The sequence below is a fragment of the Clostridium minihomine genome (genome assembly GCF_900240385.1).
GTDB lineage: Bacteria > Bacillota > Clostridia > Oscillospirales > Acutalibacteraceae > Faecalispora > Faecalispora minihomine.
In genome coordinates, this window is the sequence record NZ_OEQH01000010.1 from 1 (window position 1) to 5,513 (window position 5,513).

A 5,513-nucleotide genomic window follows, 5' to 3' on the forward strand; every position below is an offset into this window, starting at 1 on the left:
AACGTATTTAGCCACATAGAAACCAACAGCCATATAACTGGTAGCTTTAAGCGGCTCACCTTTAGCATCAACAGGCCACAACCAACCAGAACGTGAAAAAGCGTCCTGCGTGTAGCGAACTGCGATGGGCATACTGTAACCATAAGGCCACGTATTTTGCAAGCTATTTAACTGGCGGCGATTGCGTACCCGACGACCAAAATTAGGGTCAACGCTACCTGTAGGAAGTGTCCGCATAAAGTGCACCGCATGGAAATGAAGACGGCCATTAGCTGTACCATACTCAGGCACACAAAAATACTGATAGCAGTCGGCGTGTGAATCATTAGCCTTGCGACCCTCGGCAGCAAGAACCATACGACCAATATCACGAAAATAGTCACGCAAAGCATTGGGATTATCATAAAACGCCTCTAATCGGTCGTCAGCCAACGTGAGAGTGTCAAAAACGATAAACCAACCATCAGCATGAGCCTGTCGCATTGCATTCATCAAACGCTGAATAGCAAAGCCTCTACGCGATTTCATAGTGGAGGCCTCCAGCAATCTTGAACACTCATCCTTAATACCTTTCTTTTTGGGGTAATTATACTCATCGCGAATATCCTTAAGAGGGCGTTCAGCAGCCAGCTTGCGGCAAAACTGCGTAACCGTCTTCTCGTTCTCTAAAAACCATTTTTCGTCCCCTTCGGGGCGGTGGTCTATAGTGTTATTAATATCAAGTTGGGGGAGCACATTGTAGCATTGTGCCAATTCATCCATTAACTTCTCAGTAACAGATACAAACTCATCACGAACGTCAGAAGCAGCCTTATGGCCGTCAACATACATATCACCATTATCGAACTCAACGCCCTGCATACGAAAAGACAGAATCTCTTCCAAGAGCTTGATGCGGTTATCCATCTGCTTATGGAAGCCAAGCATTGGGGATTGAGAAAGAGTAGAAATGCCACAAGCCTCAATAGCAGGTTTAAGAGCCTCGATACGCTCAAAGTCAAAATAATCAGCGTGACATTCAGAAGGGTAATAAGAACGAACCATAAAAAAGCCTCCAAGATTTGGAGGCATGAAAACATACAATTGGGAGGGTGTCAATCCTGACGGTTATTTCCTAGACAAATTAGAGCCAATACCATCAGCTTTACCGTCTTTCCAGAAATTGTTCCAAGTATCGGCAACAGCTTTATCAATACCATGAAAAATATCAACCACACCAGAAGCAGCATCAGTGACGACATTAGAAATATCCTTTGCAGTAGCGCCAATATGAGAAGAGCCATACCGCTGATTCTGCGTTTGCTGATGAACTAAGTCAACCTCAGCACTAACCTTGCGAGTCATTTCTTTGATTTGGTCATTGGTAAAATACTGACCAGCCGTTTGAGCTTGAGTAAGCATTTGGCGCATAATCTCGGAAACCTGCTGTTGCTTGGAAAGATTGGTGTTTTCCATAATAGACGCAACGCGAGCAGTAGACTCCTTCTGTTGATAAGCAAGCATCTCATTTTGTGCATATACCTGGTCTTTCGTATTCTGGCGTGAAGTCGCCGACTGAATGCCAGCAATCTCTTTTTGAGTCTCATTTTGCATCTCGGCAATCTCTTTCTGATTGTCCAGTTGCATTTTAGTAAGCTCTTTTTGATTCTCAAATCCGGCGTCAACCATACCAGCAGAGGAAGCATCAGCACCAGCACGCTCCCAAGCATTAAGCTCAGGAAATGCAGCAGCAAGATAATCACGAGTATCCTTTCCTTTATCAGCGGCAGACTTGCCACCAAGTCCAACCAAATCAAGCAACTTATCAGAAACGGCAGAAGTGCCAGCCTGCAACGTACCTTCAAGAAGTCCTTTACCAGCTTTAGCCATAGCACCAGAAACAAAACTAGGGACGGCCTCATCAGGGTTAGGAACATTAGAGCCTTGAATGGCAGATTTAATACCAGCATCACCCATGCCTACAGTATTGTTATCGGTAGCAAGCACATCACCTTGAATGCCACCGGAGGCGGCTTTTTGACCGCCTCCAAACAATTTAGACATGGCGCCACCAGCAAGAGCAGAAGCAATACCGCCAGCAATAGCACCAAACATAAATCACCTCACTTAAGTGGCTGGAGACAAATAATCTCTTTAATAACCTGATTCAGCGAAACCAATCCGCGGCATTTAGTAGCGGTAAAGTTAGACCAAACCATGAAACCAACATAAACATTATTGCCCGGCGTACGGGGAAGGACGTCAATAGTCACACAGTCCTTGACGGTATAATAACCACCATCATGGCGACCATCCAAAGGATAAACATCATAGGCAGTCGGGAGGGTAGTCGGAACCGAAGAAGACTCAAAGCGAACCAAACAGGCAAAAAATTTAGGGTCGGCATCAAAAGCAATATCAGCACCAACAGAAACAACCTGATTAGCGGCGTTGACAGATGTATCCATCTGAATGCAATGAAGAAAACCACCATTACCAGCATTAACCGTCAAACTATCAAAATATAACGTTGACGATGTAGCTTTAGGTGTCTGTAAAACAGGTGCCGAAGAAGCTGGAGTAACAGAAGTGAGAACCAGCTTATCAGAAAAAAAGTTTGAATTATGGCGAGAAATAAAAGTCTGAAACATGATTAAACTCCTAAGCAGAAAACCTACCGCGCTTCGCTTGGTCAACCCCTCAGCGGCAAAAATTAAAATTTTTACCGCTTCGGCGTTATAACCTCACACTCAATCTTTTATCACGAAGTCATGATTGAATCGCGAGTGGTCGGCAGATTGCGATAAACGGTCACATTAAATTTAACCTGACTATTCCACTGCAACAACTGAACGGACTGGAAACACTGGTCATAATCATGGTGGCGAATAAGTACGCGTTCTTGCAAATCACCAGAAGGCGGTTCCTGAATGAATGGGAAGCCTTCAAGAAGGTGATAAGCAGGAGAAACATACGAAGGCGCATAACGATACCACTGACCCTCAGCAATCTTAAACTTCTTAGACGAATCACCAGAACGGAAAACATCCTTCATAGAAATTTCACGCGGCGGCAAGTTGCCATACAAAACAGGGTCGCCAGCAATATCGGTATAAGTCAAAGCACCTTTAGCGTTAAGGTACTGAATCTCTTTAGTCGCAGTAGGCGGAAAACGAACAAGCGCAAGAGTAAACATAGTGCCATGCTCAGGAACAAAGAAACGCGGCACAGAATGTTTATAGGTCTGTTGAACACGACCAGAAAACTGGCCTAACGACGTTTGGTCAGTTCCATCAACATCATAGCCAGATGCCCAGAGATTAGAGCGCATGACAAGTAAAGGACGGTTGTCAGCGTCATAAGAGGTTTTACCTCCAAATGAAGAAATAACATCATGGTAACGCTGCATGAAGTAATCACGTTCTTGGTCAGTATGCAAATTAGCATAAGCAGCTTGCAGACCCATAATGTCAATAGATGTGGTAGAAGTCGTCATTTGGCGAGAAAGCTCAGTCTCAGGAGGAAGCGGAGCAGTCCAAATGTTTTTGAGATGGCAGCAACGGAAACCATAACGAGCATCATCTTGATTAAGCTCATTAGGGTTAGCCTCGGTACGGTCAGGCATCCACGGCGCTTTAAAATAGTTGTTATAGATATTCAAATAACCCTGAAACAAATGCTTAGGGATTTTATTGGTATCAGGGTTAATCGTGCCAAGAAAAGCGGCATGGTCAATATAACCAGTAGTGTTAACAGTCGGGAGAGGAGTGGCATTAACACCATCCTTCATGAACTTAATCCACTGTTCACCATAAACGTGACGATGAGGGACATAAAAAGTAAAAATGTCTACAGTAGAGTCAATAGCAAGGCCACGACGCAATGGAGAAAGACGGAGAGCGCCAACGGCGTCCATCTCGAAGGAGTCGCCAGCGATAACCGGAGTAGTTGAAATGGTAATAAGACGACCAATCTGACCAGCAAGGAAGCCAAGATGGGAAAGGTCATGCGGCATACGCTCGGCGCCAGTTTGAATATTAGACATAATTTATCCTCAAGTAAGGGGCCGAAGCCCCTGCAATTAAAATTGTTGACCACCTACATACCAAAGACGAGCGCCTTTACGCTTGCCTTTAGTACCTCGCAACGGCTGCGGACGACCAGGGCGAGCGCCAGAACGTTTTTTACCTTTAGACATTACATCACTCCTTCTGCACGTAATTTTTGACGCACGTTTTCTTCTGCGTCAGTAAGAACGTCAGTGTTTCCTGCGCGTACACGCAAGGTAAACGCGAACAATTCAGCGGCTTTAACCGGACGCTCGACGCCATTAATAATGTTTTCCGTAAATTCAGCGCCTTCCATGATGAGACAGGCCGTTTGAATGTTGACGGGATGAACATAATAAGCAATGACGGCAGCAATAAACTCAACAGGAGCAGGAAAGCGAGGGTATCCTACAAAGTCCAGCGTACCATAAACGCAAGCCTCAACGCAGCGACGAGCACGAGAGCGGTCAGTAGCAATCCAAACTTTGTTACTCGTCAGAAAATCGAAATCATCTTCGGTTAAATCCAAAACGGCAGAAGCCTGAATGAGCTTAATAGAGGCCAAAGCGGTCTGGAAACGTACGGATTGTTCAGTAACTTGACTCATGATTTCTTACCTATTAGTGGTTGAACAGCATCGGACTCAGATAGTAATCCACGCTCTTTTAAAATGTCAACAAGAGAATCTCTACCATGAACAAAATGTGACTCATATCTAAACCAGTCCTTGACGAACGTGCCAAGCATATTAAGCCACTTCTCCTCATCCAACGCGTCAGTTTTTGACAGAATCGTTAGTTGATGGCGAAAGGTCGCAAAGTAAGAGCTTCTCGAGCTGCGCAAGGATAGGTCGAATTTTCTCATTTTCCGCCAGCAGTCCACTTCGATTTAATTCGTAAACAAGCAGTAGTAATTCCTGCTTTATCAAGATAATTTTTCGACTCATCAGAAATATCCGAAAGTGTTAACTTCTGCGTCATGGAAGCGATAAAACTCTGCAGGTTGGATACGCCAATCATTTTTATCGAAGCGCGCATAAATTTGAGCAGATTTGTCGTCACAGGTTGCGCCGCCAAAACGTCGGCTACAGTAACTTTTCCCAGCCTCAATCTCATCTCTCTTTTTGCGTTCTGCTTCAATATCTGGTTGAACGGCGTCGCGTCGTAACCCAGCTTGGTAAGTTGGATTAAGCACTCCGTGGACAGATTTGTCATTGTGAGCATTTTCATCCCGAAGTTGCGGCTCATTCTGATTCTGAACAGCTTCTTGGGAAGTAGCGACAGCTTGGTTTTTAGTGAGTTGTTCCATTCTTTAGCTCCTAGACCTTTAGCAGCAAGGTCCATATCTGACTTTTTGTTAACGTATTTAGCCACATAGAAACCAACAGCCATATAACTGGTAGCTTTAAGCGGCTCACCTTTAGCATCAACAGGCCACAACCAACCAGAACGTGAAAAAGCGTCCTGCGTGTAGCGAACTGCGATG

At 44.8% G+C, this 5,513-nt stretch carries 9 protein-coding genes; all 9 read right to left on the reverse strand.

The genetic code is table 11. The annotated features are described in order from the left end of the window. A partial coding sequence (locus C1A02_RS13950) for a replication endonuclease (protein WP_001700126.1) occupies nucleotides 1-1,044 on the reverse strand: 1,044 nt, incomplete at its 3' end. Nucleotides 1,045-1,107: 63 nt separating this feature from the next. Further along, nucleotides 1,108-2,094, reverse strand: a complete 987-nt coding sequence (locus tag C1A02_RS13955) for a Minor spike protein (protein WP_000466547.1) — start codon at nucleotides 2,092-2,094, stop codon at nucleotides 1,108-1,110. 8 nt (nucleotides 2,095-2,102) lie between these two features. Continuing rightward, nucleotides 2,103-2,630 carry a hypothetical protein gene (locus C1A02_RS13960; protein WP_000487867.1) on the reverse strand — a complete coding sequence of 176 codons (528 nt, stop codon included), beginning with the start codon at nucleotides 2,628-2,630 and terminating at the stop codon, nucleotides 2,103-2,105. 110 nt (nucleotides 2,631-2,740) lie between these two features. Beyond that, nucleotides 2,741-4,024 carry a major capsid protein gene (locus C1A02_RS13965; RefSeq protein WP_000065572.1) on the reverse strand — a complete coding sequence of 428 codons (1,284 nt, stop codon included), beginning with the start codon at nucleotides 4,022-4,024 and terminating at the stop codon, nucleotides 2,741-2,743. 36 nt (nucleotides 4,025-4,060) lie between these two features. Beyond that, complete coding sequence (locus C1A02_RS13970) at nucleotides 4,061-4,177, reverse strand: phage DNA packaging protein J (protein WP_000033471.1); 117 nt, start codon at nucleotides 4,175-4,177, stop codon at nucleotides 4,061-4,063. Continuing rightward, the gene (locus C1A02_RS13975; RefSeq protein ID WP_000084700.1) at nucleotides 4,177-4,635 is read right to left on the reverse strand and encodes a scaffolding protein D; all 459 of its coding nucleotides are present in this window, start codon (nucleotides 4,633-4,635) and stop codon (nucleotides 4,177-4,179) included. The genes C1A02_RS13970 and C1A02_RS13975 overlap by 1 nt, the downstream gene beginning before the upstream one ends. Further along, a complete protein-coding gene (locus tag C1A02_RS13980) occupies nucleotides 4,632-4,871 on the reverse strand; it encodes a phage DNA packaging protein C (RefSeq protein ID WP_016670801.1) in 240 nt (79 codons plus the stop codon). The genes C1A02_RS13975 and C1A02_RS13980 overlap by 4 nt, the downstream gene beginning before the upstream one ends. Then, nucleotides 4,804-4,956 carry a hypothetical protein gene (locus tag C1A02_RS13985; RefSeq protein ID WP_435988044.1) on the reverse strand — a complete coding sequence of 51 codons (153 nt, stop codon included), beginning with the start codon at nucleotides 4,954-4,956 and terminating at the stop codon, nucleotides 4,804-4,806. Before C1A02_RS13985 ends, C1A02_RS13980 begins: the two co-directional genes overlap by 68 nt. Further along, nucleotides 4,889-5,513: replication endonuclease (locus tag C1A02_RS13990; protein WP_010791285.1), on the reverse strand; the 625-nt coding region annotated here is incomplete at its 5' end. The genes C1A02_RS13985 and C1A02_RS13990, both read right to left, overlap by 68 nt.